This window comes from Maritimimonas sp. 2205BS37-2, assembly GCF_056591755.1.
Genome location: NZ_JBWQOI010000001.1, coordinates 1,031,419 through 1,056,046, shown reverse-complemented (window position 1 = coordinate 1,056,046; position 24,628 = coordinate 1,031,419). Strand labels below are relative to the sequence as shown.

24 protein-coding genes and 1 tRNA gene are annotated in these 24,628 nt (G+C 32.7%); 14 read left to right on the top strand and 11 right to left on the bottom strand.

Translation table 11 applies throughout. The features are described 5' to 3' along the window. Positions 1 to 186 precede the first annotated feature (186 nt). The 3 genes from AC1EUU_RS05015 to AC1EUU_RS05005 all read left to right on the top strand — a co-directional run bounded on the left by AC1EUU_RS05015 (position 187) and on the right by AC1EUU_RS05005 (position 3,441). Positions 187 to 1,590: an MATE family efflux transporter gene (locus tag AC1EUU_RS05015; protein WP_480200283.1), complete on the top strand. Its 1,404-nt coding sequence runs from the start codon at positions 187 to 189 to the stop codon at positions 1,588 to 1,590. A gap of 265 nt (positions 1,591 to 1,855) precedes the next feature. After that, positions 1,856 to 3,001, top strand: a complete 1,146-nt coding sequence (locus AC1EUU_RS05010; RefSeq protein ID WP_480200282.1) for a trans-sulfuration enzyme family protein — start codon at positions 1,856 to 1,858, stop codon at positions 2,999 to 3,001. Continuing rightward, a complete protein-coding gene (locus tag AC1EUU_RS05005; protein WP_480200281.1) occupies positions 2,998 to 3,441 on the top strand; it encodes a GNAT family N-acetyltransferase in 444 nt (147 codons plus the stop codon). The genes AC1EUU_RS05010 and AC1EUU_RS05005 overlap by 4 nt, the downstream gene beginning before the upstream one ends. Here AC1EUU_RS05005 and AC1EUU_RS05000 read toward each other — a convergent pair whose 3' ends face one another. Then, positions 3,442 to 3,624: a CPXCG motif-containing cysteine-rich protein gene (locus AC1EUU_RS05000; RefSeq protein WP_480200280.1), complete on the bottom strand. Its 183-nt coding sequence runs from the start codon at positions 3,622 to 3,624 to the stop codon at positions 3,442 to 3,444. A gap of 136 nt (positions 3,625 to 3,760) precedes the next feature. Between AC1EUU_RS05000 and bshB1 the strand changes: the two genes are divergently transcribed. Next, complete coding sequence (gene bshB1 / locus AC1EUU_RS04995; protein WP_480200279.1) at positions 3,761 to 4,477, top strand: bacillithiol biosynthesis deacetylase BshB1; 717 nt, start codon at positions 3,761 to 3,763, stop codon at positions 4,475 to 4,477. Positions 4,478 to 4,648: 171 nt separating this feature from the next. Here the strand turns inward: bshB1 and AC1EUU_RS04990 are convergent, their stop codons facing one another. Further along, the gene (locus tag AC1EUU_RS04990) at positions 4,649 to 5,905 is read right to left on the bottom strand and encodes a mechanosensitive ion channel family protein (protein ID WP_480200278.1); all 1,257 of its coding nucleotides are present in this window, start codon (positions 5,903 to 5,905) and stop codon (positions 4,649 to 4,651) included. Positions 5,906 to 6,049: 144 nt separating this feature from the next. Between AC1EUU_RS04990 and AC1EUU_RS04985 the strand changes: the two genes are divergently transcribed. The 6 genes from AC1EUU_RS04985 to AC1EUU_RS04960 all read left to right on the top strand — a co-directional run bounded on the left by AC1EUU_RS04985 (position 6,050) and on the right by AC1EUU_RS04960 (position 10,098). After that, positions 6,050 to 6,604 (top strand): RNA polymerase sigma factor, encoded by a 555-nt coding sequence (locus AC1EUU_RS04985; RefSeq protein WP_480200277.1) that lies wholly within the window; start codon positions 6,050 to 6,052, stop codon positions 6,602 to 6,604. Between the two features lie 4 nt (positions 6,605 to 6,608). Then, on the top strand, positions 6,609 to 7,409 hold the full coding sequence (locus tag AC1EUU_RS04980; protein WP_480200276.1) for a hypothetical protein: 801 nt from the start codon (positions 6,609 to 6,611) through the stop codon (positions 7,407 to 7,409). A 25-nt stretch (positions 7,410 to 7,434) separates the two neighbouring features. Beyond that, positions 7,435 to 8,295, top strand: coding sequence for a DUF4097 family beta strand repeat-containing protein (locus AC1EUU_RS04975; protein ID WP_480200275.1), 861 nt, complete (start codon positions 7,435 to 7,437; stop codon positions 8,293 to 8,295). A 3-nt stretch (positions 8,296 to 8,298) separates the two neighbouring features. Further along, a complete protein-coding gene (locus AC1EUU_RS04970) occupies positions 8,299 to 9,117 on the top strand; it encodes a DUF4097 family beta strand repeat-containing protein (RefSeq protein WP_480200274.1) in 819 nt (272 codons plus the stop codon). Positions 9,118 to 9,212: 95 nt separating this feature from the next. Then, positions 9,213 to 9,288: transfer RNA gene (locus tag AC1EUU_RS04965), tRNA-His, on the top strand. A gap of 117 nt (positions 9,289 to 9,405) precedes the next feature. Beyond that, entirely contained in the window at positions 9,406 to 10,098 is a 693-nt protein-coding gene (locus tag AC1EUU_RS04960; RefSeq protein WP_480200273.1) for a hypothetical protein, read from the top strand. A gap of 53 nt (positions 10,099 to 10,151) precedes the next feature. On the opposite strand, the gene uvrA is transcribed toward AC1EUU_RS04960, so the two are convergent. Next, entirely contained in the window at positions 10,152 to 12,929 is a 2,778-nt protein-coding gene (gene uvrA / locus AC1EUU_RS04955) for an excinuclease ABC subunit UvrA (protein ID WP_480200272.1), read from the bottom strand. Positions 12,930 to 13,201: 272 nt separating this feature from the next. Here uvrA and AC1EUU_RS04950 point away from each other — a divergent pair, with 272 nt between their 5' ends. Further along, positions 13,202 to 13,786: an RNA polymerase sigma factor gene (locus tag AC1EUU_RS04950; RefSeq protein ID WP_480200271.1), complete on the top strand. Its 585-nt coding sequence runs from the start codon at positions 13,202 to 13,204 to the stop codon at positions 13,784 to 13,786. A gap of 226 nt (positions 13,787 to 14,012) precedes the next feature. Here the strand turns inward: AC1EUU_RS04950 and AC1EUU_RS04945 are convergent, their stop codons facing one another. Then, positions 14,013 to 14,675 carry an endonuclease III domain-containing protein gene (locus AC1EUU_RS04945; protein WP_480200270.1) on the bottom strand — a complete coding sequence of 221 codons (663 nt, stop codon included), beginning with the start codon at positions 14,673 to 14,675 and terminating at the stop codon, positions 14,013 to 14,015. A 33-nt stretch (positions 14,676 to 14,708) separates the two neighbouring features. Here AC1EUU_RS04945 and bcp point away from each other — a divergent pair, with 33 nt between their 5' ends. After that, a complete protein-coding gene (gene bcp / locus AC1EUU_RS04940; protein ID WP_480200269.1) occupies positions 14,709 to 15,164 on the top strand; it encodes a thioredoxin-dependent thiol peroxidase in 456 nt (151 codons plus the stop codon). Positions 15,165 to 15,553: 389 nt separating this feature from the next. Here the strand turns inward: bcp and AC1EUU_RS04935 are convergent, their stop codons facing one another. Continuing rightward, positions 15,554 to 17,008 (bottom strand): TonB-dependent receptor, encoded by a 1,455-nt coding sequence (locus AC1EUU_RS04935; RefSeq protein ID WP_480200268.1) that lies wholly within the window; start codon positions 17,006 to 17,008, stop codon positions 15,554 to 15,556. Between the two features lie 89 nt (positions 17,009 to 17,097). Here AC1EUU_RS04935 and AC1EUU_RS04930 point away from each other — a divergent pair, with 89 nt between their 5' ends. Continuing rightward, a complete protein-coding gene (locus AC1EUU_RS04930) occupies positions 17,098 to 17,859 on the top strand; it encodes an MBL fold metallo-hydrolase (RefSeq protein WP_480200267.1) in 762 nt (253 codons plus the stop codon). Between the two features lie 15 nt (positions 17,860 to 17,874). Then, a complete protein-coding gene (locus AC1EUU_RS04925) occupies positions 17,875 to 18,720 on the top strand; it encodes a phosphatase PAP2 family protein (protein WP_480200266.1) in 846 nt (281 codons plus the stop codon). A gap of 94 nt (positions 18,721 to 18,814) precedes the next feature. Here the strand turns inward: AC1EUU_RS04925 and AC1EUU_RS04920 are convergent, their stop codons facing one another. The 6 genes from AC1EUU_RS04920 to AC1EUU_RS04895 all read right to left on the bottom strand — a co-directional run bounded on the left by AC1EUU_RS04920 (position 18,815) and on the right by AC1EUU_RS04895 (position 24,589). Then, entirely contained in the window at positions 18,815 to 19,579 is a 765-nt protein-coding gene (locus AC1EUU_RS04920) for a class I SAM-dependent methyltransferase (RefSeq protein ID WP_480200265.1), read from the bottom strand. Between the two features lie 91 nt (positions 19,580 to 19,670). Continuing rightward, the gene (locus tag AC1EUU_RS04915; RefSeq protein WP_480200264.1) at positions 19,671 to 20,297 is read right to left on the bottom strand and encodes a DUF2490 domain-containing protein; all 627 of its coding nucleotides are present in this window, start codon (positions 20,295 to 20,297) and stop codon (positions 19,671 to 19,673) included. After that, on the bottom strand, positions 20,294 to 20,947 hold the full coding sequence (locus AC1EUU_RS04910; RefSeq protein ID WP_480200263.1) for an alpha/beta hydrolase: 654 nt from the start codon (positions 20,945 to 20,947) through the stop codon (positions 20,294 to 20,296). The genes AC1EUU_RS04915 and AC1EUU_RS04910 overlap by 4 nt, the downstream gene beginning before the upstream one ends. 58 nt (positions 20,948 to 21,005) lie before the next feature. Next, the gene (locus AC1EUU_RS04905; RefSeq protein ID WP_480200262.1) at positions 21,006 to 21,335 is read right to left on the bottom strand and encodes a DUF4870 domain-containing protein; all 330 of its coding nucleotides are present in this window, start codon (positions 21,333 to 21,335) and stop codon (positions 21,006 to 21,008) included. Positions 21,336 to 21,392: 57 nt separating this feature from the next. Continuing rightward, positions 21,393 to 22,652: a dihydroorotase gene (locus AC1EUU_RS04900; protein WP_480200261.1), complete on the bottom strand. Its 1,260-nt coding sequence runs from the start codon at positions 22,650 to 22,652 to the stop codon at positions 21,393 to 21,395. Next, positions 22,649 to 24,589 carry a BatA domain-containing protein gene (locus AC1EUU_RS04895; protein WP_480200260.1) on the bottom strand — a complete coding sequence of 647 codons (1,941 nt, stop codon included), beginning with the start codon at positions 24,587 to 24,589 and terminating at the stop codon, positions 22,649 to 22,651. The genes AC1EUU_RS04900 and AC1EUU_RS04895 overlap by 4 nt, the downstream gene beginning before the upstream one ends. Positions 24,590 to 24,628 lie beyond the last annotated feature (39 nt).

Below are 24,628 nucleotides of genomic sequence, written 5' to 3'. Positions count from 1 at the left end.
CTATTAATAGTTCTTTAGTTAGTAAATGTGAAATATAAAATATTTTTTTACATTTGTCGCTTATGATTGCTTAAGTAAAACTTCGGAACTTACAATAATCCCTACCTGATACGTACGGAATATTGTCTTTTTAAAGGAAATAGCGAAAGGCTATTTCTAGCATTAACTATTCTTAACTTAACAATCATGTCATCCTCAAATACAATTTCAAAAATCTTTAAATATTTCTGGCAAGCTGTAAAAGGTAAAGAGCAGAATTTTACTTCTGGTAGTATTCGTAAAGCGGTCTTCATGCTATCTATACCCATGATCTTAGAAATGCTCATGGAGTCTATTTTTGCCTTAGTAGATATTATCTTTTTATCACGTGTAAGCACTAATGCAGTGGCCACTGTTGGTTTAACAGAATCTGTGCTCACATTGGTATATGCCGTCGCTATTGGGCTTAGTATGGCAGCTACGGCTGTTGTTGCTCGTAGAATAGGAGAGCAAGATGTTAAAGGAGCAAATCATGCTGCTGTACAAGTAGTTTTTTTAGGTGTAGCCGTATCAATAATAGTAAGTTTTATAGGTATTTTTTATGCAAAAGATATCTTACGATTAATGGGTGGAGAACCCGATCTCATTGCAGAAGGTTATGGTTATACGCAGATTTTATTAGGTGGTAACCTTACCATTATGTTATTGTTTCTTATCAATGCCGTTTTTCGCGGAGCGGGAGATGCTTCCATTGCGATGTGGACTTTAGTAGTGTCTAACGGATTGAATATAATACTCGATCCTATTTTTATTTTTGGCCTCGGGCCTATCCCTGAGTTTGGTGTAAAAGGAGCCGCTATTGCTACTACAATCGGTAGAGGTTCGGCGGTATTATTTCAATTAGGTATTTTATTTTACGGTTGGGGTAAAATTAAGATCGCTTTTAAAGACCTTGTACTGCGCTCAGCTGTAATGATTAATTTAATTAAAGTGTCATTAGGAGGCATTGGTCAATTTATTATTGGTACTTCAAGTTGGGTGTTTTTAATGCGTATTATGTCTGAATTTGGTAGTGAGGTCTTAGCAGGATATACGATAGCTATTCGAGTAATGATGTTTACGTTTATGCCTTCTTGGGGCATGAGTAATGCAGCCGCTACACTAGTAGGACAGAATCTTGGAGCAGGTAAACCAGAGCGTGCAGAAAAATCGGTGTGGGTAACCGGTAAATACAACGCCATTTTTATGGTACTGGTTTCTATAATTTATCTTGTTTTTGCGCCAGATATATTAGCATTGTTTAGTGAAGAAGCTAGTGTAGTAAAATCGGGAGCTTTGGCATTACAAGTAATCGCGGCGGGCTATGTGTTTTATGCATACGGCATGGTGGTTATTCAGGCCTTTAATGGCTCAGGAGATACCAAAACACCTACCTGGATCAATTTCGTTGCCTTTTGGTTGTTTCAAATACCATTCGCCTATTTAGTAGCTATACAATTTAAAGTAGGAGCCTTGGGAGTGTTTTTAGCAGTCGTATTAGCCGAGGCACTATTGGCAACTATTGGCATTATTTGGTTTAGAAAAGGAAAATGGAAAGAAGTTAAAGTTTAGTAGAATTAAAAAACCCGAAACAATTGTTTCGGGTTTTATTTTTATAGCGGTACGGGTCAGTAATCCCCTTTTCCCTTTTTGTATTTTTCAATACAAGCCGCTACAACCTACATGAGCCAAAGCTCATCAATAACGCTATAAAGCTTCTGTTTGTATTATTTATGACACATAATAATTGTAGGGGTCACATTTTAAACATTATTTTTTATGTAAGTAGTGCAATTCATTAATGTTTAGTATTTTAGATTCTTCTTAAATAAAATTAATGGGAAAAGAAAAGTTAGGTATAAATACCATTTGTGCCCATGGAGGTATCAAAGATGAACAGTTTGGAGGGTCGGTATCGCCTATATATATGGCTAGTTCTTATCCGTACATGAATGTAGAAAAAAAACGGTACCCTCGTTATTTTAATACTCCCAATCAAGAAGCTGTAGCGGCAAAAATAGCGGCATTAGAACATGCTGAAGCTGCTTTGGTTTTTTCATCAGGTATGGCCGCCATTAGCACAACATTACTTACCTTTTTAAAACGAGGCGATCATGTGGTCTTACAAAGTGAGATCTATGGCGGAACTTTTAATTTTATTGTTGAAGAGTTTGAAAAGATGGATATAGCATATTCATTCACAAAAGGAGTTGAAATAACAGATTTTGAGGAGAAAATACAAGAGAATACAAAAATCATTTATTTTGAAACACCTTCAAACCCACTACTTACCATTACCGATGTTGTAGGGATAGCCGAACTATCTAAAAAGTACAATTTGCTTTCGGTAATCGATAATACGTTTGCCTCTCCAATAAATCTAAATCCTATAGATTTTGGAATTAATATCGTTTTACATTCTGGCACTAAATACCTTGGCGGTCACAGCGATATATCTGCAGGTGCGGTGGCTTCAACTTCTGAAATGATAGATAAGATTTGGAAAAAATCAAAAAACTTAGGAGGCAATTTAAGCGATTTTATGTGCTACCTTTTAGAGCGAAGTATAAAAACTTTAGGCATTCGTATTGCACAACATAATAAAAATGCGCAACAAATAGCTGAGTATTTAAATACTAATAGTAAGATTGCTAAAGTAAACTACCCGGGATTACCTAGTCATAAAGATCATGAAATTGCAAAAGAGCAAATGCATGGTTTTGGAGGGATGCTTTCATTTGAATTAGAAGATGGCATAGATGCGATTAAATTTAAAGAAAGCCTTGAGCTTATTAAACCTTCGATGAGTTTGGCAGGAGTGGAATCTACCATTATTTTCCCATCCATGGCTTCTCATGCTTTATTAAGCCCCGCGCAAAGAGCAGAGTTAGGAATAAGTGATCAACTAATACGTTTTTCAGTAGGAATAGAAGAGGCAAAAGACCTTATTAACGATATAGAAAAAGCTATAGAAAAGTCATGAATATTAAATTAATTAAAGCACAAAAAGGAGATTTAGATTTTTTATATGATCTAAGAACTCAAACCATGTCTGAACACCTGGAAAAAGCAGGTGTATTTCTGTCTAAAGAAGAGCATCTTGATAGAATAGATAAAGATTTTGATCAAACTTCTTTGGTAGTAGAAGAAGACGAAAAGATTGGAATGATTAAAATGGTAGAAGACGATGCAAATATTGAAATTGCTCAACTTCAAGTATTGCCGGCATTTCAATCAAGAGGAATTGGTAAATACTTATTAGAAAAAACAATTTCAAGAGCGAAAGATGAAAGTAAAGAAGTTACCTTGAAGGTTTTAAAGCGTAACCCTGCTAAATTCTTGTATTTACGATCGGGATTTAAGGTGGTTGGTCAAGATAAATTAGAGTTTCATTTAAAACATAAATCAAATAATGGTTTGTAATTATTGATCAATATCACTGGCTTCAAAGCTCTTTAGATCACTACCGGTACATGTATAGTGCACTTGAATTGGTCTACAACAAACTTCGCAATCTTCAATATACTGTGTTTTAGATATTGAAGTATCTAATAACATAGAAATGGTTTCCCAACAGTAAGGACATTGAAAAAAATGTTCTAGCATTTTCTATTGTTTTTATAAAGATATCAAATATGTATCTTTGATTCTAAATAAATGTCATTTTGAAATGAAATACAAAGTTTAAATGAGAACTTTAGATGTATTGTTAGCACTCGAAATGATAGGTAGTTATTAATCTATGAAATTAGACATATTAGCCATAGGCGCCCATCCTGATGATGTGGAATTAAGTTGCGCGGCAACAATTGCTAAAGAAATTTCTTTAGGTAAAAAAGTAGGAATTTTAGATTTAACCAGAGGAGAACTAGGCACACGTGGTTCGGCTGAAATTCGCGATCAAGAGGCTGCTAAAGCAGCTGAAATTTTGGGTGTTGAAATACGTGAAAATCTGGCATTTGCAGATGGTTTCTTTGTAAATGATAAAAAGCATCAGCTGGAGGTCATGAAAGTAATACGTAAGTACCAACCAGATATCGTGCTCTGCAATGCTATTGACGACCGTCATATAGATCATGGCAAGGGAAGTAAACTAGTGAGTGATGCCTGTTTTTTATCAGGATTAAGACGTATAGAAACAGAATTAGATGGTGAACAGCAAACGCATTGGCGACCAAAGCAGGTATATCATTATATACAATGGAAAAATTTGGATCCCGATTTTGTGGTTGATGTGTCAGGATTTATTGATAAAAAAATGGATGCCGTAAAGGCCTATGGCTCGCAATTTTATGACCCAAATAGTAAAGAACCTACTTCACCAATTTCTAGTAAGAATTTTTTGGATAGTATTGTTTATCGCGCACAAGATTTAGGAAGATTAATAGGGGTAGAACACGCTGAAGGATTTACAGCAGAACGTTATGTAGCGGTTGACAGCTTAGATAAATTGATTTAACTGATGTATAATCAACTTAACCTTGAAACAATATCAGCAAATAAGGAGATTTCCTTGTTTCAAAAGCTAACTATTTATGTATTGATAGGAGCTTTTATACTAGTTCCATTATACGAAATTAGTCCAGATATATTTAAAACTAATGAAGTTTTTGAGCTTTGGTGCGATTGTCTAGGTTGTGTCCTCTTTTATTGATAATGAATTTGTAGGCAACTCAAACAATTCTAAATCAAAATATTTTACGGCAGCTAACAGGTGATCAAAAATGTCAGCCATAATATATTCATAATTTTCCCAACGCTTGTCGGCACTAAAAGCATATATTTCTATGGGTAATCCTTGTGTTGTAGGAGCCAACTGACGAACCATGATCATCATTTCCTTATTAATAGCAGAATGTTGATTAATATATGCTTCGGCATATTTTCTAAACACACCTATGTTGGTTAGATTTCTGCCATTGAGAAGTAATTTTTTATCGATGTTATTTTCTGAATTATAAGCTAAAATTTTCTCTTGACGTGAAGAAAGATACTCCGAAATGAGCTGAATATTCTTAAGCTCTTCTATTTCATTGGTATTTAAGTATTTTATGCTATCCATTTTAATATTTAATGAACGCTTAATTCTACGCCCTTGAGAGCTCGTCATCCCACGCCAGTTTTTAAAAGAATCAGAAATCAGTGCATATGTAGGTATGGTTGTAATTGTTTTATCAAAATTTTGAACTTTTACTGTTGCCAGCGTAATTTCAACAACATCACCATCAGCTCCATATTTTTCAAATGTAATCCAATCACCAATTCGAACCATGTCATTTATAGAAACTTGTAAACTGGCAACAAAACCTAAAATGGTATCTCTAAAAACTAGAATAATAATAGCAGAAGCTGCACCGAGTGCTGTAAAAAAACTTAATACCGATTGTCCGGTGATAATGGCAAAAGCAAGAATTAACCCGGCTAGCCAAGCAAAGATCATAAAGACTTGTATATAGCTAGCTATAGGTTTATCTTTAAGATTTGGCAAGGTTTTTAGGTAATCTTTAATAGAATGTAATATGCTTCTAACGATCCAAAGTGTTAGAATAATTCCAAATACCTCTAATCCTTTTTCTATGATATTTTCTGCGTAATCGAAATCCTTAAAAATAATAGGTACAAATTCGAGTCCTAGAATTAAAGGAATAATATGGGCAAAGTTTCTCGGCACCTTATTATTAATAAGAATATCATCAAAATTTGTTTTAGAACGCTTAGCGATTCTCGTAGATATTCCGCGAAGAATTCTTCTAACGATATAATCTATTAAAATGGTAATGAGTAAAGCCAAGAATAAAAGTGCAATCATATTTAGATATTTTGCACTTACTTCATTCACACCGGCTTGTACCAATAGATCATAGACAAAATGGGTAACCTTATTCATTATATTGAATTTAGGCACAAAAGTAATGATTAACTACTTTTTGATGTATACAGAAACCATTAATTTATAATTTAGTTTAAAATTCTGTAACGTTTTCTAAAATGTACAGTTTACCTTTATAAATCAACAAAATCAATATCAAAATTGAATAAATTATCAGATAGTGCACTGATGCTTGATGTTAAAGCCGGTAACGTCGGTAAACTCGGATTGCTATATGAAAGGCATAAAAGAAGACTTTTTAGCTTTTTCTTTAGAATGAACAGTGATTACGAATTGAGTGAAGATTTAGTGCAGAATGTATTTGAACGTATACTTAAGTATAAGCACTCATTCACCACAGAAAGTAATTTTATTGCTTGGATGTTTCAGATTGCTAGAAATATCAATTACGATCATTTTAAGAAAAATAAAAAAAGAAGATATGACGCTGATATTAATACTGTGGAAGAACAAATAAATGAAGGCGTAACTATAGATGCGCAAATAAGCTTTGAAGAAAACACATCGATATTAAACAAGGCGTTGAATAGCTTAAATGCCGAAAAGAAAGAAATTTTAATACTAAGCAAATTTAAAGAGCTTAGATATAGTGAGATAGCTACTATTTTAGGTTGTAGTGAAGGAGCAGCTAGAACCAAGGCCCATAGGGCATTAAACGATTTAAGAACCATTTTTTTGGAATTAGAAAAGAGATAATGTTATGAATCATAAACAGTTTGAAGAATTAAAGTCAGATTATATTTTAGGAAAGTTAGATGAAAGCCAATTGGATGCTGTTGAAGCTTTTTTGATGGAAAATCCTAAACTTATAAAGGAACTTGATGAATTTAAATCACTTCTCCATTTTGATGAGATTGAAATTCCCGAAGCATCAGAAAGTAAGATGGATACTCGTTTTTATGAATTCTTAAATCAAGAAAAAATAAAAGTTGAAACTAATACAAGTTCTTCTATTACTGATAAAATCAAATCACTATTTGCACTTGGTAATTGGCAAGGAAAACTGGTTTATGGATTAACGATTCTTGCGCTAGGCTTTTTTGTAGGTAAAGGTTTCAATTTTAACACGGCGGAGCCTAAAAAGAATTATGTGAACACCGAAGCCGAAGAAGTCCGTTCTCAATTAGTGTTAGAACTTATTGAGCAGCCATCTGCAAATAAGCGATTAAAGGCGGTTAATGAAGCCAGTAAATTAAATGATGCTACAGAGCAAGTAATTAGGGCCTTGTTTATCACACTCAATAATGATGATAATGTGAATGTACGATTGGCAGCAATTGAGTCTTTAATGAAGTATTCTGATAAGCCAATTGTGAGAGAAGGGCTTATTAAATCAATTACCAATCAAGATTCTCCATTGGTACAAGTTGCTTTAGCCGATGTGATGGTTTCATTACAAGATAAAAACTCAATAAATCCACTAAAAGAATTATTGAATCAACCAGATGTAGACTCGAGTGTTAAACAAAAGATTGATGCAACGATCAAAGAGATCATTTAAAATGAATAATCAAAAAACGAATATTATGAATAAATTAAAAACCCTTGGTTTTATATGCTGCTGCCTGTTCTCATTGGCGGCAGTAGGGCAGAGCTTTAATGAAACCATAACAAAAGAATTACGATTTGAAAATCAGTCCTCAGATAACTTATTGGTTGTAGACAATGTATTTGGGTCGATAGATGTAGAAGGTTATAACGGTTCAACAATTAAAATTGAAGCCAAAAAATCTATAGAAGCCTATAACAATAGGGCATTAGAACAAGGTAAGAAAGAAGTAACCATGCGTATTGAACAGGTTGATAATTATATATATGTTTTTTTAAATACGCCCTACACGCGTTTTAATAAAGAAACGGGCAGATATAGTCATCATGAAAATAATTCAAGAAGAAATTACTCGTATACATTAGATTTTAAGATTAAAGTTCCTTATAAAACCAATATTGAACTAAAAGCTGTAAATGATGGTAATATTAATGTGAGAAATGTACATGCTAAAGAAATTATTGCGAATAATATAAATGGATCAATTACTCTAGATAATATTTCGGGTAAAACACATACAAATGCCTTAAATAGAGATATTAATATATCATACAAAACGAAACCAATTGATGGTTCATCGTATAGATCTTTAAATGGTAATATCACTATTACAGTGAAGGAACGATTAAATGCAGATGTATCATTTAAAACTCTAAATGGAGGGTTTTATACCAATCTAAACACTTCAAAAATGAAGCCGCTATCTTCATTAAGCACCTATAAAAAAGGAAGAGGTACTAAATATAAAATTGATGGAAAGCAACAATTTAAAATTGGTAACGGAGGTGCAAAATTAAGTTTTGATTTATTAAATGGAGATGCAACTATTAAACTGTAAATTATGAGAAGTAAAAAATATATAACCAACATTTTACTAATTTTCTTTTTATCAAGCAGCTTCTTAAGTGCTGCTCAAGAAGAGGTAACGGTACCTTTAAGTAATCCAGGAGCCAAAGGAAAACTAACAATGTACTTATTAAATGGGTCTGTATCAGTTACGAGCCATAATAGAAATGATGTTATTGTAAGTGCAGATGTACGAAGCTCTAAAAAAAGTAAGTATAAGAGTAAGAACAAAAACAAGTATGGCTTACAAAAGATTGATGCGAATTCGATAAGGTTTTCAGTTGAGGAAATTGATAATAAGGTACGCGTAAAATCAAAAAATATTAATACCGTAACCGATTATGAAATTAAAGTACCTAAGAATTTCAGTCTGAAACTAAATGTTACCAATAATGGGAATATCTATGTTGAAAACCTAGATGGAGAGTTTGAAGTGAGTAATACCAATGGTAAAATAGAGATGAAGAATATAAGCGGCTCTGTAATTGCAGATGCACTCAATAGAAATATTACCATTAGTTTTAATGAAATTAATAAAAACGCATCTATGGCCTTTAGTAGTTTAAATGGTAATATAGATATCACTTTTCCACCAAATTTGGCTGCAGATGTGAAAGCAAAAACAGATTTCGGAGCTATTTATACTGATTTTGAGTTAAAAGTAGTTGATAAAGAAGCGAATGTAGAAAAGTCAAAAAATTCAAATGTATATAAGGTAAATGTTGATAAATGGACGTATGGCATTATAAATGGCGGCGGACCTGAGTTTTTATTTAAAACTTTAAATGGCGATATTATTATTCGTAAAAGGTAAAAGACGCCTATAAAAAATCATACATTAAGCGCAAAATTTTATTTTTTTATTTGCCAGCATTTCTAAATAGATTATATTTGCATCCGCTAATAAATGGTGGTTGTAGCTCAGCTGGTTAGAGCGCTAGATTGTGGTTCTAGAGGTCGCCGGTTCGAAACCGGTCTTCCACCCAAAAACACAAGCCTGTCTTTTGAGACAGGCTTTTTTGTGCGTTTTATTTTTTATGAAAACTTTACCTTTTAATTTTCAATTATTTAAATAAATTTGCACGCATTAAAAATGAAGATCATGAAGAATACTATTTTTGGAATTACACTATTATTAACGGCGATCTCTATATCTGCTCAAGATTCAAAAGATGCCTCATTAGACAAACAAATTATGCGTCAAGCCTTAGTTTATGGCGATAATAGCATTGTGGCCAATAGCTTATATAATATTATCGCTAAAGAAGGTGTAACTAGCACATATAAGGATAGTTTAGCTTACTTATATTTTAATGGAAGACGTTATTCTTCGTGCTTTATGGTTTGTACAGATATTTTAAGTAGAAATAGCGGTAAGCAAGATATATTAGAAATGCAGGCTATTTCTTTAGAAAGCTTAGGTGCTTTAGATAAAGCAGCTCAATCATATTCAAAATTGGTTATTAAATCTAACAACAATTACCATGCATATAAGCTTGCTAATATATATTATGCATTAAAGAAGAATGATGAAGCTTTAAATGCTATCAAAAAAGCAGAATCTTTAAATGACACGGGTAAAATAAAAATTACAACTCCAGTTAATAAGAACCTAAACCAACAAGTTTCTTTGAAATCGGCTATCGCTAATTTAAAGGGATTGATTCATTTTGAAAAGAATGACCTTGTAGCAGCAAAAGCCAGCTTTCAAGAGGCTATTTCTTTAGAACCCGAATTTAAACTGGCAAAAGATAACTTGGCATTAGCCAATGAAGGAAAGAAGAAAGAAAATTAGCTAGTTTTTCTTTTATACAACATAAGAACCGAAGCATTTGCTTCGGTTTTTTATTAGGCTAATTTTTCTTTTAAATATTTCGCGGTATACGAATCGTTAGATTTCACCAATTCTTCTGGAGTACCCTCAAATACTAAAGCTCCACCGTTTTTACCACCTTCTTTACCTAAGTCTATAATATAATCGGCACACTTAATAAGGTCTATGTTGTGTTCAATAACAATAATAGAATGGCCTCTACTTAGCAGTGCTTCAAAAGAGGTAAGTAGTTTTTTTATATCATGAAAGTGTAGACCTGTAGTGGGCTCATCAAAAATGAATAGTGTTTTTTCTTTAGAGCTGCCCTTTACTAAAAAAGAAGCTAATTTAATACGTTGTGCTTCACCTCCAGATAGTGTGGAAGACGATTGCCCTAATTGAACATAACCTAAACCAACATCTTGCAATGGCTGTAATTTATTAACGATCTTTTTCTGCTCATATTCTTTAAAAAAGGCAATTGCTTCGTCTATTGTTAACCTTAGAACATCATCGATTGATTTACCTTCAAATACAACTTCTAAAATTTCTTTTTTAAAACGTTTACCATTGCACGTTTCACAAGTTAGCTGAACATCAGCCATAAACTGCATGCCTATCGTAACGCTGCCATCTCCTTTACAGGTTTCACATCTACCGCCATCTACATTAAAAGAGAAGTGTTTGGCTTTATAACCTCTTAATTTTGACAGCTTTTGATTGGTAAATAGGGCTCTAATATCATCATAGGCCTTTATATAGGTAACGGGATTACTTCTACTTGAACGACCAATAGGATTTTGATCAACAAACTCAATATTGCTGATGGCTTCTAGTTCGCCGGAAAGTTCTGTGAATTGCCCTGGTTTATTACCATAATTAAATAACTTTTTCTGCAAAGCAGGATAAAGAATGTCTTTAATCAAGGTGCTTTTTCCGCTTCCAGAGACTCCGGTAACAACCGTTAAGGTGTTTAAAGGAAACTTCACGTCTATATCTTTCAAATTATGCTCCCTTGCACCTTTAATCTCGATAAACCGTTTCGATGTTTTACGTTGCTTAGGCACTTCAATTTGTAAGTTTTGATTTAAATAATTTGCCGTAAGTGTCTCTTCTTTTAATATAGCTCTAAAATCACCTTCAGCAACTAATTCGCCTCCAAAAGCTCCCGCTTCAGGACCGATATCAATGATATGATCAGCGGCTTTCATAATGTCTTCATCATGTTCAACTACAATTACCGTATTACCAAGATCACGTAATCCTTTTAACACTTTAATAAGTCGCTCTGTATCTCGCGAATGTAACCCTATGCTGGGTTCGTCTAATATGTACATGGAGCCCACAAGACTACTTCCTAGAGAAGTTGCCAGATTGATGCGTTGACTTTCACCTCCAGATAAGGTGTTTGACGCTCTATTTAAGGTTAAATAGTCTAAACCAACATCCGATAAGAATTGTAATCTACTATTAATTTCTTTTAGCAGTCGTTTTGCAATCTTTTCATCATGTTGAGAAACTGTCATTTTGCTAAAGAAATCTAATACTTCATTAATAGGTAGTGTAACAAGGTCAGTAATGGTTTTGTTATTTACCTTAACGTAATTCGCTTCCTCACGAAGTCGCTTACCATAACAATTTGTACATTTTGTCTTTCCGCGATAGCGTGAAAGCATTACCCTATATTGAATCTTATAGGTTTTTTCCTCTAAATGCTTGAAAAACGTATTTAACCCATAGAAAGATTCGTTGCCTTCCCATAGCAATTGTTTTTGCGCGTCACTAAGTTGATAGTATTGTTTGTGAATAGGGAAATCAAATTTATAAGCATTGTCTACAAGAGCGTCTTTATATTCTTTAAAAGATTCTGATTTCCAGGGAACAATGGCATTTTCGTAGATAGATAAGGCCGTATTTGGTATAACTAGTTCTTCATCGATACCAATAATATTTCCATAACCTTCACAAGTTGGGCAAGCTCCATAGGGATTGTTAAAACTAAACAAATGAGTATTAGGCTCTAAAAAAGTCATTCCGTCTAATTCAAAGCGATTGCTAAATTCTCTTTGCGTACCCTCGGCAATATTTTCAATAATACAAGTGCCTTTACCTTCAAAAAAGGCTGTTTGTATAGAATCGGCCATTCTGTTTAGAAAATCTTCATCGTCTTGAACAACAACTCTGTCTACTACTAAATAGAGCTTATCTTTATCATTTGGTTGGTAATCATCAATACGCAAAACAGTATCATTGGCTTTTACACGAGCATATCCTTGTTGCGCTAGTAGATCAAGTACTTTTTCTAATTTTCTTCCATTGTCTAGTACAATAGGAGCCAAAAGCAACAATTTGCTGTCATTTTCAAAAGTTTTGATATGGTTAATAACATCGGTTACACTGTCTTTTTTTACTTCATTTCCTGAAATAGGCGAGTAGGTCTTACCAATTCTAGCATAAAGTAATTTTAGATAATCATATATTTCTGTAGAGGTGCCAACCGTAGAACGCGGGTTCGTGCTATTTACTTTTTGTTCTATGGCAATAGCTGGAGCAATACCTTTTATATATTCTACTTTGGGTTTATTTAATTTACCCAAAAACTGGCGGGCATATGATGATAAACTTTCTACATATCTGCGTTGTCCTTCTGCATATAAAGTATCAAAAGCGAGGCTCGATTTTCCAGAGCCTGATAAGCCTGTTATTACTACTAATTTGTTTCTTGGTATAGCAACATTTACGTTTTTTAGGTTGTGTAACGCCGCTCCTTTTATAATAATATAGTCTTTAGGATTTAAGTTGTCTATCTTCACGGAAGCCCTGTAAAATATGGTTAAACCGCAAAGATACTTACTTAATTTATGAAAAAAAATTTAAGCTAGAATAAAATTTTTTTAAAAAAAGTTTGTTTATATAAGAAGTTTGTATTTATATTTGTCCCTGTCGACTCATAGCGGCAAAGACTAAAAAAGGAGCTAGTCTCCCCCTTAACTTTAAAAATTAAACGCTTATAGTATAGTTCTACTTTTTTATCAAAAAATTAATTAAGAAGTCTCATAGCTTCGCTAAATTAAAAAAGGGAATTATGCAAACAAATCAATTAAACGACAGCGTTTTAGTTAGCAACTACATTAACGGAAACGAAAGATCATTAGAAATCCTTATTGGTCGTCACAAGCAACGTATTTACAGTTTTATTTATTCTAAAGTTCTTGATAGAGATATTTCAGAAGATATCTTTCAAGACACATTTATTAAAGTAATTAATACTTTAAAGAAAGGTAATTATAATGAAGAAGGTAAATTTTTACCTTGGGTTATGCGTATTGCGCACAATTTGGTGATTGACCACTTTAGAAAGGATAACAGAATGCCTTCGTTTAAAAATACTGATGAGTTTGATATTTTTTCTGTACTAAGTGATTCTTCTCTAAATGCTGAAAAAAGAATAATCAAAAATCAAATCCATATGGATGTTCGCAATTTGGTTGATGAGCTTCCAGAAGATCAAAAACAAGTATTAATGATGCGTATTTATAGAGATATGAGCTTTAAAGAAATCTCTGAGCAAACTGGTGTTAGCATCAATACAGCACTAGGTAGAATGCGGTATGCATTGATTAATTTGAGAAAGGTTATCGATAAAAACAAAATAATTTTAACAAATTAACAATAAAGTAAGTTTTTCTTCGTTTCTTATATAATTAAACCCCGATTAATAAGAATTTTATGGAAAAACTTTACACTGAGGAGTTGTTGAACAATCAACTCAACCCAAAAGACGAAACAGTTTCTTTTTTATTAAATTATTCGAAATCAATAAGAGTAAAAAGAAACAAGAAAAATAAACCTATTATGTTTCATTTGAATTAGTTTGAAAAAGGCTTCTGAGAAAATCAGAAGCCTTTTTTGATTTTATAATATTCATTGATCACACTTTTTCTCCCTATAGTTTTAGTAATAATATCTTTTTCTAAGTCCCAACCTCTTGCTGGAGAATATTCGCGTCCGTAATAAATAATTTGAAGATGTAGCAAATTCCAGGTTTCTTTAGGGAATAGGCGTTTTGCATCTTTTTCTGTTTGAACTACATTCTTACCATTACTAAAATTCCAACGATACATTAAACGATGAATATGCGTATCTACAGGAAATGATGGTACACCAAATGCTTGGCTCATTACAACGGATGCTGTTTTATGACCAACGGCAGGTAACTCTTCGAGTGCATCAATATTGGCAGGTACTTCGCCATTGTATTTTTCTATTAATATCTTTGATAAACCATAAATACCTTTAGATTTCATGGGCGAAAGCCCAACTGGTTTAATAATTTCTCGTATTTCATCTACTGTAAGTTTTACCATATCATATGGATTATCAGCTTCAGCAAACAAAAGAGGTGTAATTGTATTTACTCTTGCATCGGTGCTTTGGGCTGAAAGTAAAACGGCAATTAGTAATGTATATGGATCTTTATGGTCTAGTGGAATTGGAGGAGTAGGGTATAGCTGATTTAATGTTTTTAAAACAAAATCTACTCGTTCTTTTTTAGTCATAATTTATATCTTAGCTTGGCTAAAATACAAATAATGACAACATTAAAAATAGGCGATAAGGCCCCAGATTTTTCGGTTGAAGATAATACAGGAACCATTAGAAAATTAAGTGATTATAAAGGCAAAAAGCTTGTGCTGTTTTTTTATCCAAAAGCAAATACTGAAGGGTGTACCTTTGAAGCATGTAATTTACGCGACAATTATAGCCGATTCCAGTCTTTGGGCTACGAATTGCTAGGTGTAAGTGCCGACACAAAGAGAAAACAACAAAATTGGATTAATAAGCATGATTTTCCATTTCCTTTATTGGCAGATGTTGATAAAGAAGTTATTAATGCTTATAAGGTTTGGGGCCCGAAGAAATTCATGGGTAGAGAGTTTGATGGTATTTATCGAACCACATTTGTAATTGACGAGAATGGTAGTATTGAAAATGTAATAGCCAAAGTTAAAACTAAAGATCATACTGCGCAGTTATTAGACATGTAAAAGGTGAATCTCAACGATTCACCTTTCTAATAGATCTATAAAGCTCTATTTATTAATTTGTTTCTACTTTGTGACTCTAAATAAATAATAACTGTTAATAATTAACTTTTATACATTGCAGAAATTCCTTAATTCATAAGATTTCTAAATTATTTTAGTTGACATGTGCACCTGCAACTTCAATAATATTGAAACCTTAAATAGAACTAGTTCAAAATTATAAAAAATAGATTATAATTTACATAAATTATATCTTTGATTTAAAGATGTAGTGTTTTGTAGTTGAAATATGGTTTATTTACGATATTTTTTTTGATTAAGCACGAAAAAATCCTCTAAGTATTGAACCTAGAGGATATAATTTTATTAAAAAATGCTAAAAGAAACTTTTATAATTTTTTAGCAAATCGTCTTCTTGAATATCCGAACAATCGATGTTCTTTTATAATATCAGAAACTCCTTGAGGTAGCATTTTCTCCCAACCTTCATCACCTTCAGAAATCATTTTCAATACTTTTCTTGAGAATATGTCTAAAATATCAGAATCAAAGTCTTTTATATCAAGCATTTTACCATTGTATTTGAAGAACTTGTATAATTCTTTCATACGTGGATGCACTTTCAATGTTTCACTAGTTATGAATTCACCGCTCTCTTGATCTTTTAACGGATATAGATATACTTTTAAATCTTTGAAGAATAATTTACCAAATGCTTCTAAGATACCACCGCTAAGGTGTCTATAGTATTTTTCGTCAAAAATTTGAACTAGGTTATACACACCCATAGCTAATGCCATACGCGCTCTAGTAAACTCAGAGAAGTATTCTACCAATCTATAGTATTCCTGGAAATTAGTAATCATAACTGTCTGACCTAGAGAACATAACAATTCTGCTCGATCTAAGAAATCTCTTTCATTGATTTTTCCTTCGGCACGTAAATTGGCAAGTGTAATTTCAAAAATAACACGTGTTTTTTCTTCATCTACAGTACGCTCTTGTAAAAACATATCGTATGCTTTTTCAAACATATCCATGTTAACCTTTGTTACAGGTCTAAAACTTCCACGGAGGGCAAGAATGTTCTTTTTATATAATTCTTGAGCAGGTAAGAGGTTATTACCATCGGGCCCAAACATTACAGCTTCGGTCATACCATTTCTTACCAATTGCAAACTCATCAAGCGGTTATCAACATACATAAATCGTGGCCCCGAAAAATTGATCATATCAATTTCAATTTGATCTTTATCTAAATGATCGTAGAATGATTTTAAAAGATCTTTAGGTCTGTCATTCATGTAAAAAGCACCATAAATAAGGTTTACACCTAATGTCCCTAACGTTTCTTGTTGTAAACGCGCATCCGTTTGTTTAAAACGAATGTGCAATACGATTTCGTTATAATCTTCTAAGGGGTCTAGTTGAAACTTTATACCAACCCATCCATGCCCTTTGAACTTTTTAGCAAAATCAATAGTCGCTACGGTGTTGGCATATGTAAAGAAAAGCTTATCTGGATGTTTATCTCTACTTAAACGATCTTCCATTAACTCGATCTCGTGCGAAAGCATTCTTTTTAAACGAGGTTCGGTTACATATCGCTTATCAGATTCAATCCCATAAATAGCATCAGAGAAATCTTTATCATAGGCAGACATTGCTTTTGCGATCGTACCAGAGGCGCCTCCCGCTCTAAAAAAGTTACGTACAGTCTCTTGACCGGCTCCGATTTCGGCAAAAGTACCATACAAATATTCATTAAGATTAATTTGAAGCGCTTTACGCTTTATGGAAGGTATATTTTCAATTTCTTTATCACCTTTGAGAATAACCGACATATTTAAAGAGTGTTTGTGTTTATAGCAAAGGTAGTAATATCATAAATTTTATTATATAAATTAGCCTTATTTTTGCGAAAATTTTTTGAATGGTAGTTACATTTTTAGGTACTGGAACTTCTCAAGGAATCCCAATCATTGGTAATGATCATCCTGTTTGTTTATCGGATGACCAAAAAGACAAGAGATTGCGCAGTTCTATTATGTTAGAATGGGATGACTATCGTTTCATTGTTGATTGTGGCCCAGATTTTAGGCAGCAATTACTACGTGAAAAGGTTGATCGAATTGATGGCGTTGTTTTTACACATGAACATGCCGATCATACTGCCGGTTTAGACGATATTCGTCCGTTTACTCATAAAATGGGGGATGTCCCCTTATTTGTGCCTGAGCGAATGACGGATAACCTACAACAACGATTCTTTTATATTTTTACCAAAGTGAATAGGTACCCGGGTGCACCAAGTGCAGATATTAATATTGTTTATAATAAACCTTTTCTTATTGGTGATAAAACAATTATACCTGTAGAATATATGCATGGTAGAATACCAATTTATGGTTACAGAATTGATGGTTTTGCATATTTAACCGATTTTAAATCGATTAATGATCAAGAAAAGGAAAAATTGAAAGATTTAGATATATTGGTTTTAAGTGCTTTGCGTATAGAATCGCATCCTACTCATTTAAATTTAGAAGAGGCATTAATGATAATTGAAGAAGTACAACCAAAGAAAGCATATTTAACACATATTAGTCATCGTTTAGGTTTTCATGCCAAAGTTGAAAAAGAATTACCAGAAAATGTGCATCTGGCATACGACGGATTAAAGATTACCGTTTAATTAGTTTTTAAATTTATGTTAAGAATTTTAAAGATATTTATTGTTGCTGCAGTATTGTTGTTTCCATTAGCCGTGAATTCACAGAAGGAAAAAGATACATTAGAGCGTGAAACCTTATGGCAATTGATGAAATATGACGGAGTAACCGCATTTCAAGGAGTTAAACATGCATATACGCGACCTTTTCACTGGAAAGGTGATGATTTTCTAAAATTAGGTGGTATTGCTCTCAGTAATTTTATACTCTATACTTTTGATGAAGAAAGTTCAGAATACTTTATTGAGCAAGAAAAGGATGCTCCTCAAGTATTAAAAGAATTTGGCTGGTATTTTGGTGCACCTCAGAATACATATATGCTATATGGAGGTATTTATGGTTTCGGTTTACTTACCAGGAATGAAAAAGTACGCCATACAGGTGTACTATTAATAGCTTCAGCTACAGCAGCCGGGTTTATTCAATCATTAAGTAAAAATGCTTTTGGTAGAGCACGCCCTTTAACTTTCGAAGGAAGAAACTCCTTTAAGCCTTTTAGTAGTGAAGGTGGATATCATTCATTTCCTTCGGGGCATGCTATTTTATCATTTACCACGGCTCATGCTATTGCACGCCAATTTGATAGTTGGTGGGTGAAGGCACCCATTTATGCGGTAGGTTTAATATCGCCGGTATCACGTCTTTGGGCGGGATCACATTGGTTAACAGATGTAACCATGGGTATAGCCTTAAGTGTGGTAGTAGTTAATAGTATTGACAACTTCTTAAAAGACAATAATAAATACGATTTAAAGAAAAAAAAGAAAATCTCATGGCGCCTCAGCGTAGCACCAAATCGATTAGGGCTGGTGGGAACTTTCTAGTGCAGGATGATTTATACCTTTTTGAGAATACTCCGTTTAAGTTAAGGTATGTTGGATTATTTTTTTGAATAAAGGAAATCTCAAAAAAGACAACCTATTTACAAACAAATAACTGTTTTTCAGAAGTATTGGTAAATTCTTCTTCCTTAAAACTACCAAACTTATGAATGATTTGAAACCCATTCATTTGTAGATAGGAATCTAATTCTTGAGGGAAATACATTCTCATATCTAAATTTTGAATAGAATTAAATTTACCGTTGATAAAATAATGCCACTCTATACGGTTGATTTGAGTTTTATTTTCATACTGCATAATCTGCTTTATTAATACATGTCTTCCATCATCAGTTGTATATTCTGCAATTTCTTTTAACTTGTTTTCACTCTCAACGATAAATCGAATATCTGGATTAAAGCAATCTAATAGAAATAAGCCTCCCTCTTTGAGATGATTCTTAACAACAGTTAATGTCTTGAATAAATCTTCATTTTTATATAAATGATGAATCGAATTAAACGGAATAAAAATCAGGTCATACTTTTCTCGTAAATCTAAAGTTCTAATATCTGCTTCAATGAACTTAATAAGTAATCCTTCTTTAGAAGCTTTCTTTCTAGCCTGTTTAAGCATTGAAGACGTATAATCGACTCCACTAATATTATAACCATCTTTTGCGATAGGAAGCGTAAGTCTGCCGGTACCACAACAAAGCTCAAGTATATGGGCATCCTTATTTTTTGGCAGCCATTTCTTGTAGAATTCTAAGTCGGTCAGATTAGTATTTAATCCATCATAGATGTTGGCATCATAAATTAAATCACCAACTTTATAGTTACTATGTGTTTTGTCTTTCAAAATCTATAGATCGCTTATTTATTTTAAGAGCTAATAATCACCGAAATCAAAAAAATAGTATAATCCGTTAAAGGATAATTACTGGAGTTTTTTAGATTTTCACTAATAAGTTCATCAACCAAAAATTGTTACTTGCTTTTGGTTCTATGTTAATACTTTCTTCTTTCCAATAAGTAAATGTCAACGAATAGGTATCATTTATTTTCCAACTAACCCCTGGCATATAACGTACGCGTTGCCATTGTTCTATACCGTTTAAGCGAAACCAAGGCTCTATTCCAATAAAAGGTCTTATTTTCCCTTTATTATATGTTAATTGAGCTACATATCTTATAAAATCCGGATCATTTCGATCATTAATATCTAAGGCTAAGTGATAACGCAATCTATTATCAATCTTAAAAACACCTTTTTGAAAACCATATGCAATATCTGTCCAAATAAATTGTCTGTTTTTTTCATCAGGGATAAACCATGTGCGGGATAATAATTGTACAGACCATCTTTTACTAAAGTTATACTTGGCAAAAATGTCTAAGGAAGCATTTTGAAAATTAGAGATGTCTTCATTAAACCTAAAAATGGGTTTTATATTAAAAGTAACATCTTTAGATAATTTAGTTTGTAATTGAACCGAACTCCAATTGATATTATCATTTTGAGCACTATTTAAAGTGTACCACGCAATAAATGCTACGAAGGCAAATTTTTTAATCATAGTCGTTTTTCTATCCAGTTTTTAAATTCATAAAAGTTTTGTGGCGCTACACCATGGCCAACGGGGTATTCATAATATACATTATCAATGGCTAAACCATCTAAAAAAGGCTTAGCTTTTCTTCCCCAATCTACAGGTAATACTTGATCTACACTTCCATGTGAAATAAAGAAGTCAAGGCCTTTATAATCATCGGGCTTCAAAGATTTCGGCAATAACTCGTTATTAACATATCCACTTAAAGCTATTACATGCTGTACTTTCTCAGGATAATTTAAGGCTACTGCATAACTTAAAATAGTACCTTGACTGAAGCCTAATAAGAAGGTTTTATTTGAGGCCACCTTAAATGTATTTTTTACTTCATCAATAAAAGTAGCGATTGCATCTCTGGCATTAATTGCCTGTGGAATGTCTGAAAATTTCCCGTCAGAATCATCAAGATACAATGAATACCATGCATAACTACCTGGCATTAAGGTTAAAGGGGCGCGAGCACTTACAATTAGAAGTTCATCTGGTAATTCTTCTGCGAAAGAAAATAAATCTTGCTCATTGCTACCATAGCCATGCAGTAAAATAAGCAGAGGAGGAGTTTCAGTTTCAATTTTTGGTTGCCGAACTAAATATTCTAGAGATAATTGCTTCATAGTGTAATAAAAAAAGCCGCATTTTTAATGCGGCTCAAAAATATGTGATTATTCTGTTTTATCCTATACCTTTAAACCATTCTTGAAACTGATCTCCCAAAAGAGGGATGCTTTTTTCTTCTCCTTGAATGGCGCCAATAAAGCCTATTATCCAAAGTACGAGCAATCCAATACCAATAATAACAAAGGCACCGTATCCGATATATTTATATACCAGAAAGCTATTTGCTAAAGATAAAAGAGTTAGACCTATCATTTGTCTAATGTGAAAGGCAGCAAAGGCATTTTTCTTACTATTGTTCATTATAAAAGCAATTAATGTACCTACCCAAGTTATATAACTAATAATAGCCATAGTTTTGCCTTCATTTACGGTTAGATTTTCCATGTTTTCTATAGTTGGTTAATGGGTTAAAGATACATATTAAACTTTAAAAATGTTCTCTTAAATTTTGACTTTCAATTTATTATTTGCGATAGTTCCATAGGCTTTTCCTTTTAGTTTTTTGCCTAAGAAAGCTGAATTTTTCGATGATGATAGTATATGTTCTTCACTAAATATATATTCCTTTTCTGGATTGAAAAGTGTAAGATTGGCTTTTTCACCTTTCTTAATGATTAATTCTTGAAGGCTAAATCGCTTTCGCGGATGATCACTTAAACATTTTATAGCATCATTAACAGATAAAACCGTATTTACCGCTCCAAATACACTTTCGAGGCCAATAGTACCATCTAAAGCATTCTCAAATTCTAATTTTTTATTTTCTACATCAATAGGATTATGATCTGATGTAATTATATCAATAGTTCCGTCTTTTATTCCTTTTACAAGTGCCTTTGTATCACTCTGTGAACGTAATGGTGGAGCCACTTTGTAATGTGCATCAAAGGTGGTAAGTTCTTCATCGGTTAGCGTTAAGTGATGAGCTGCTACACTGCAACTAACATTTAGCCCTTTTTTCTTTGCTTCTTTAATAAGTTTAACAGCTCCAGCAGTTGAAATGGTAGGGATATGTAATTTACCTCCTGTATATTCAAGTACAAATAGATCTCGAGCTATTTGCAATTCTTCGGCTAGCCCCGGATTTCCTTTTAAACCTAATCGCGTGCTATTATATCCTTCATTAGCAACGCCATTGTTGGTAATTTGATTATTTTGAGGATAGCTTAATACTAGTCCGTCAAAGTTTTGTGCGTACAGCAAAGCTACTTTTAGTAGGTTGGCATTTGAAATTGATGTATTATAATCTCCAAATGCGATGGCGCCAGATTGCTGCATATCGTATAGCTCAGCCAGTTCTTTATTTGCAGATCCTTTTGTTAAACTAGCAATAGGGTAGAGATCTGTTAGTTTATCTTTTGAGACGCTTTTTAAGAACTCTACGGCTGACTTGGTGTCTATAACCGGATTTGTGTTAGAATTAACTGCTACGACCGTAAAACCGCTTTTAGATGCAGTGTTTAATCCATTTCTTAAATTCTCTCGCTCTTCATATCCAGGTTCTCCAAACGAAACACTTGTATCGAACCAACCACAGGATACATGAAGATTTTCTAAGGTAAGCTCTTTGTGTCTTTTAGGATTCGCAATTTTATTCGCAATTTTGGTAATAAAACCATTTTCAATCAAAATATCTTTTTGCTGTTGATGATACGCACTTTTTTCGTCAATAATTGTAGCCGATTTTAGCAGAATATTCATGGTTTCAAAAATTTAAGCAATGCAATTTCTGTAAGTATAAATAGTAAAGTAATAAGTAAGAACACCTGCCATAAATTACTGGTTTTGTGGTTATTATTTATGCTATTTAAAGCGTTTCGAACATTTGAAAAATAATTTACATTTTTATGTTCGTTGGCAAGTGTTTCCATATTTGTATAAATAGGTTCGCTTTCGCTTCTATCATAATTAAAAGCTAAGTTTTTCACTAAATTTTCTTTATCCTTAAGTTGATAGAATCCGCTTTTTTGGGGCTGATCATTCACCTGTATTTTCACTGAAGCATTACCAATTTGTTGTAAGGGTATAAAGCTACTCTGATTACCGGTAATTTGAAGGATATCATCCTTTTTTAATTGGGTCTTTATTTCAATTTCATTGTTTTGCCCAATGATGTAGTTTAGTTGAGAATGTTTGTAACTTAACTTTCCAAAATTATAGAAAACAGGGACAATTAGTGGGGAATTCTTAAAGTTGGAGTTTGGGTCACTTATAGCTGAAGCTAGTGTGTAAACAGTTCCGTTTTGAAGTTTGGTTTGATTGATAAATGGTGTTTCATTTTCAAAACTTAGAACTGCCGAACCCCTATTTGAAGTGCTATAATATGAATTTACTGTGGGATATTGAAAATTTTTGATTTGTTTCTCAAAAACATTCTTAAGAATAGGATGTGAAAAGTTAATATTTGTAATAGCCAATTCATTTTCAATTTTTTGAGAAAAACCACCCAAGCGAATTGCTCGATAAAAAGAGTTGTAAGAACTCAAGTTGCTGTTTTTATTTGGAATAATGACTAAGCTACCGTTATTTTCTAAAAAGTCTATAAGGCTACTTGACAACGAGTTTGGAATATCTTCTAGTTCATTTAAAATGATCGTGTTCTGTTCTTTAATTTGGCTGTAATCTAACTGGTTTAGTGAAGTGCTATTAAAATCAAACTCATCATTGGTGTAAATTTTATTCAAAAACAAAGTGTTATCACCTATAGCTAATACTTTAATATTATCATGTTTATTGATTGAGAAATAGAGCTCGTTATCAAAAGGAAGCCCGGTATCATCTAGTGCTAGTCTACCGTTAAAATCACCGTTATTATTAATAATAAACTCAACGGTTTTTGCGTCATTTTCGGTAAGAGATACATTAGACTTGCCTTGTAAAACCGTATTGCTAAATAAAGAAACAGACGTGTTTTGTGAAGAACTGTTGTAGCTTTTTAACATTGCATTTAGCGTAATACTTTCATTATTCTGATTAGAAATATAAACACTGTCAATACTGATATTTGCAGCTTTAGCAGGTTCTAATTGAATCGTGTTGTATAAATTTAAACTATCAATAACGATATCTTCAATATTTTGAAAATCAGATATTAATATAATTTCATTTGAAGTTTTAATCTTATCTTTAAGATCATTGTTTATTTTAAAAAGAGTAGCATTTAGGCCTTGTTGAATAGGATAATAATCAAGATCTAATAGTTCTCGTTTTAAATCCTCACCTGATAGATTTTTTAGAAACTTATCATTCGTAATTAAATTAACATTCTTAATGTCGTCAAAGGTTTTAACTATATCTTGAACGGCACGTTTCATTAATTCTCCTTGACTACCCTTTGCCTGCATGCTCATTGAATTATCTAAGTAGATGTATGTATTTCTAATTTCATCTTTCTTAATGCTACTAAGAAAAGGTTGCGCAAACGTAAAGATTAAAGCGGCTAAAGCTAATAACCTAGAACAAAGAATTAAGAATTTTTTGAGTTTTGAACTTTTACGCGTCTGAATTTCTACTTGTTTTAGAAACTTAACATTGGTAAACGGTACCTTTTCAAATCGACGTAATTGAAATAAATGAACAATGATAGGAATGAGTAGCAAAAATAAAGCGTAAAGAATCTCTGGGTGCTTAAATTGCATTGTTCAAATTGATTTGTCAAAAGTAATAATTTATGTTTG

Bases quoted from the DNA above. Each gene is read 5' to 3' on its own strand.
- AC1EUU_RS05015 (WP_480200283.1), top strand. From the start codon at position 187: ATGTCATCCTCAAATACAATTTCAAAAATCTTTAAATATTTCTGGCAA.
- AC1EUU_RS05010 (WP_480200282.1), top strand. From the start codon at position 1,856: ATGGGAAAAGAAAAGTTAGGTATAAATACCATTTGTGCCCATGGAGGT.
- AC1EUU_RS05005 (WP_480200281.1), top strand. From the start codon at position 2,998: ATGAATATTAAATTAATTAAAGCACAAAAAGGAGATTTAGATTTTTTA.
- AC1EUU_RS05000 (WP_480200280.1), bottom strand. From the start codon at position 3,624: ATGCTAGAACATTTTTTTCAATGTCCTTACTGTTGGGAAACCATTTCT.
- bshB1 (WP_480200279.1), top strand. From the start codon at position 3,761: ATGAAATTAGACATATTAGCCATAGGCGCCCATCCTGATGATGTGGAA.
- AC1EUU_RS04990 (WP_480200278.1), bottom strand. From the start codon at position 5,905: ATGAATAAGGTTACCCATTTTGTCTATGATCTATTGGTACAAGCCGGT.
- AC1EUU_RS04980 (WP_480200276.1), top strand. From the start codon at position 6,609: ATGAATCATAAACAGTTTGAAGAATTAAAGTCAGATTATATTTTAGGA.
- AC1EUU_RS04975 (WP_480200275.1), top strand. From the start codon at position 7,435: ATGAATAAATTAAAAACCCTTGGTTTTATATGCTGCTGCCTGTTCTCA.
- AC1EUU_RS04970 (WP_480200274.1), top strand. From the start codon at position 8,299: ATGAGAAGTAAAAAATATATAACCAACATTTTACTAATTTTCTTTTTA.
- AC1EUU_RS04960 (WP_480200273.1), top strand. From the start codon at position 9,406: ATGAAGAATACTATTTTTGGAATTACACTATTATTAACGGCGATCTCT.
- AC1EUU_RS04950 (WP_480200271.1), top strand. From the start codon at position 13,202: ATGCAAACAAATCAATTAAACGACAGCGTTTTAGTTAGCAACTACATT.
- AC1EUU_RS04945 (WP_480200270.1), bottom strand. From the start codon at position 14,675: ATGACTAAAAAAGAACGAGTAGATTTTGTTTTAAAAACATTAAATCAG.
- bcp (WP_480200269.1), top strand. From the start codon at position 14,709: ATGACAACATTAAAAATAGGCGATAAGGCCCCAGATTTTTCGGTTGAA.
- AC1EUU_RS04935 (WP_480200268.1), bottom strand. From the start codon at position 17,008: ATGTCGGTTATTCTCAAAGGTGATAAAGAAATTGAAAATATACCTTCC.
- AC1EUU_RS04930 (WP_480200267.1), top strand. From the start codon at position 17,098: ATGGTAGTTACATTTTTAGGTACTGGAACTTCTCAAGGAATCCCAATC.
- AC1EUU_RS04925 (WP_480200266.1), top strand. From the start codon at position 17,875: ATGTTAAGAATTTTAAAGATATTTATTGTTGCTGCAGTATTGTTGTTT.
- AC1EUU_RS04915 (WP_480200264.1), bottom strand. From the start codon at position 20,297: ATGATTAAAAAATTTGCCTTCGTAGCATTTATTGCGTGGTACACTTTA.
- AC1EUU_RS04910 (WP_480200263.1), bottom strand. From the start codon at position 20,947: ATGAAGCAATTATCTCTAGAATATTTAGTTCGGCAACCAAAAATTGAA.
- AC1EUU_RS04905 (WP_480200262.1), bottom strand. From the start codon at position 21,335: ATGGAAAATCTAACCGTAAATGAAGGCAAAACTATGGCTATTATTAGT.
- AC1EUU_RS04900 (WP_480200261.1), bottom strand. From the start codon at position 22,652: ATGAATATTCTGCTAAAATCGGCTACAATTATTGACGAAAAAAGTGCG.
- AC1EUU_RS04895 (WP_480200260.1), bottom strand. From the start codon at position 24,589: ATGCAATTTAAGCACCCAGAGATTCTTTACGCTTTATTTTTGCTACTC.